Origin of the sequence: Micromonospora costi (genome assembly GCF_003626655.1) — a bacterium.
Taxonomy (GTDB): Bacteria; Actinomycetota; Actinomycetes; order Mycobacteriales; family Micromonosporaceae; genus Micromonospora; species Micromonospora costi.
Genome location: NZ_RBAN01000019.1, coordinates 1 through 3,430 on the forward strand (window position 1 = coordinate 1; position 3,430 = coordinate 3,430).

Consider the following 3,430-nt stretch of genomic DNA (forward strand, 5'->3'; position numbering starts at 1 on the left):
TGTCCGGCGGTGTCCTACTCTCCCACACCCTCACGAGTGCAGTACCATCGGCGCTGGAGGGCTTAGCTTCCGGGTTCGGAATGTGACCGGGCGTTTCCCCTCCGCCATGACCGCCGTAACTCTATCGACATATCAAACAACACCCAAACGGGTCTGCTGTTCGTTTGCCGGGAGTTGCACAGTGGACGCGTAGCAGCTTAGTAGTCAAGTCCTCGGCCTATTAGTACCGGTCGACTGAACCCGTTACCGGGCTTACATCTCCGGCCTATCAACCCAGTCGTCTAGCTGGGGGCCTTACCCCACAAAGTGGGTGGGATACCTCATCTTGAAGCGAGCTTCCCGCTTAGATGCTTTCAGCGGTTATCCCTTCCGAACGTAGCTAACCAGCCGTGCCCCTGGCGGGACAACTGGCACACCAGAGGTTCGTCCGTCCCGGTCCTCTCGTACTAGGGACAGCCCTTCTCAAGTATCCTACGCGCACGGCGGATAGGGACCGAACTGTCTCACGACGTTCTAAACCCAGCTCGCGTACCGCTTTAATGGGCGAACAGCCCAACCCTTGGGACCTGCTACAGCCCCAGGATGCGACGAGCCGACATCGAGGTGCCAAACCATCCCGTCGATATGGACTCTTGGGGAAGATCAGCCTGTTATCCCCGGGGTACCTTTTATCCGTTGAGCGACACCGCTTCCACACGCAAGTGCCGGATCACTAGTCCCGACTTTCGTCCCTGCTCGACCTGTCAGTCTCACAGTCAAGCTCCCTTGTGTACTTGCACTCAACACCTGATTGCCAACCAGGCTGAGGGAACCTTTGGGCGCCTCCGTTACCCTTTAGGAGGCAACCGCCCCAGTTAAACTACCCACCAGACACTGTCCCTGAACCGGATAACGGTCCGAAGTTAGATACCCAAATCAACCAGAGTGGTATTTCAAGATTGCCTCCACCCATACTGGCGTATGGACTTCACCGGCTCCCACCTATCCTACACAAGCTAATTCGGATACCAATGTCAAGCTATAGTAAAGGTCCCGGGGTCTTTCCGTCCTGCCGCGCGTAACGAGCATCTTTACTCGTAGTGCAATTTCGCCGGGCCTGTGGTTGAGACAGTGGGGAAGTCGTTACGCCATTCGTGCAGGTCGGAACTTACCCGACAAGGAATTTCGCTACCTTAGGATGGTTATAGTTACCACCGCCGTTTACTGGCGCTTAAGTTCTCCGCTTCGCCCCCGAAAGAGCTAACAGGTCCCCTTAACGTTCCAGCACCGGGCAGGCGTCAGTCCATATACATCGAATTACTTCTTCGCATGGACCTGTGTTTTTAGTAAACAGTCGCTTCCCCCTGCTCTCTGCGGCCATACAACGCTCCACCCGCGCGGGGCTTCACGTCTCCGGCCCCCCTTCTCCCTAAGTTACGGGGGCAATTTGCCGAGTTCCTTAACCACAGTTCGCCCGATCGCCTCGGTATTCTCTACCTGACCACCTGTGTCGGTTTGGGGTACGGGCCGCTCGGAACTCGCTAGAGGCTTTTCTCGGCAGCATAGGATCACTGACTTCACCTGAATCGGCTCGGCATCACGTCTCAGCCTCAATGCGCCGCGGATTTGCCTACGGCACGGCCTACACGCTTACCCCGGCACAACCACCGGCCGGGCTCAGCTACCTTCCTGCGTCACCCCATCGCTTGACTACTACCCGCCAGGGTCCCACGCTCCCCATGATTGGTCCGAAGACCGCCCACAGCTCGGGTGGTTAGCACAACGAGGTTCGTCAGGGTCGCTCCTTCGCGGGTACGGGAATATCAACCCGTTGTCCATCGACTACGCCTCTCGGCCTCGCCTTAGGTCCCGACTCACCCAGGGCGGATTAGCCTGGCCCTGGAACCCTTGGTCATCCGGCGGAAGGGTTTCTCACCCTTCTTTCGCTACTCATGCCTGCATTCTCACTCGTGCCGCGTCCACAACTCGATCACTCGGCTGCTTCACCCCCGGCACGACGCTCCCCTACCCACCCACACACCTGCACAAGGCTCCGAAGAACCTCGCGAAGTTATTGTGTGAGTGCCACAGCTTCGGCGGTGTGCTTGAGCCCCGCTACATTGTCGGCGCGGAACCACTTGACCAGTGAGCTATTACGCACTCTTTAAAGGGTGGCTGCTTCTAAGCCAACCTCCTGGTTGTCTATGCGACCCCACATCCTTTTCCACTTAGCACACGCTTAGGGGCCTTAGCTGGTGATCTGGGCTGTTTCCCTCTCGACTACGAAGCTTATCCCCCGCAGTCTCACTGCCGCGCTCTCACTTACCGGCATTCGGAGTTTGGCTGATTTCGGTAAGCTTGTGGGCCCCCTAGACCATCCAGTGCTCTACCTCCGGCAAGAAACACGCGACGCTGCACCTAAATGCATTTCGGGGAGAACCAGCTATCACGGAGTTTGATTGGCCTTTCACCCCTAACCACAGGTCATCCCCCAACTTTTCAACGTTGGTGGGTTCGGCCCTCCACGCGGTCTTACCCGCGCTTCAGCCTGCCCATGGCTAGATCACCCCGCTTCGGGTCTAGGACACGCGACTCGAACGCCCTATTCAGACTCGCTTTCGCTACGGCTCCCCCACACGGGTTAACCTCGCCACATGCCACTAACTCGCAGGCTCATTCTTCAAAAGGCACGCCGTCACCCCTAAAGGCTCCGACGGATTGTAGGCGAACGGTTTCAGGTACTATTTCACTCCCCTCCCGGGGTACTTTTCACCATTCCCTCACGGTACTCGTCCGCTATCGGTCACCAGGAAGTATTTAGGCTTACCAGGTGGTCCTGGCAGATTCACGGCAGATTTCAGGAGTCCGCCGCTACTCGGGAACACCCACAGAAGACCAGCAGCTTTCACCTACCGGACTATCACCGTCTACGGTCAGCCTTTCCAGACTGTTCGACTAACCACTGGCTTTGTAACTCCTCGAGTGCATGTCAGTACACTCAGCGGGGTCCCACAACCCCGACCACGCAACCCCTGACAGGTATCACACGCAGCCGGTTTAGCCTCAATCCGCTTTCGCTCGCCACTACTCACGGAATCACTATTTGTTTTCTCTTCCTACGGGTACTGAGATGTTTCACTTCCCCGCGTTCCCCCCACACACCCTATGTGTTCAGGTGCGGGTGACTGGACATGACTCCAGCCGGGTTCCCCCATTCGGACACCCTGGGATCACAGCTCGGTTGACAGCTCCCCCAGGCCTATCGCGGCCTCCCACGTCCTTCATCGGCTCCTGGTGCCAAGGCATCCACCGTTCGCCCTTGACAACTTGACCACAAAGATGCTCGCGTCCACTGTGCAATTCTCAACAAACGACCAACCCACAACCCACCAGCATGACACCAACCCGAACACCGTCCGGCGGTATGCCACACCAGGCCGTGCCTGGCAAC

The 3,430-nt window shown here is 57.6% G+C and carries 2 rRNA genes; both read right to left on the reverse strand.

From position 1 onward, the window contains the following. Nucleotide 1: 1 nt before the first annotated feature. Nucleotides 2-118, reverse strand: a 5S ribosomal RNA gene (gene rrf / locus D7193_RS33135). 82 nt (nt 119-200) lie between these two features. Continuing rightward, nucleotides 201-3,312, reverse strand: a 23S ribosomal RNA gene (locus tag D7193_RS33140). Nucleotides 3,313-3,430 lie beyond the last annotated feature (118 nt).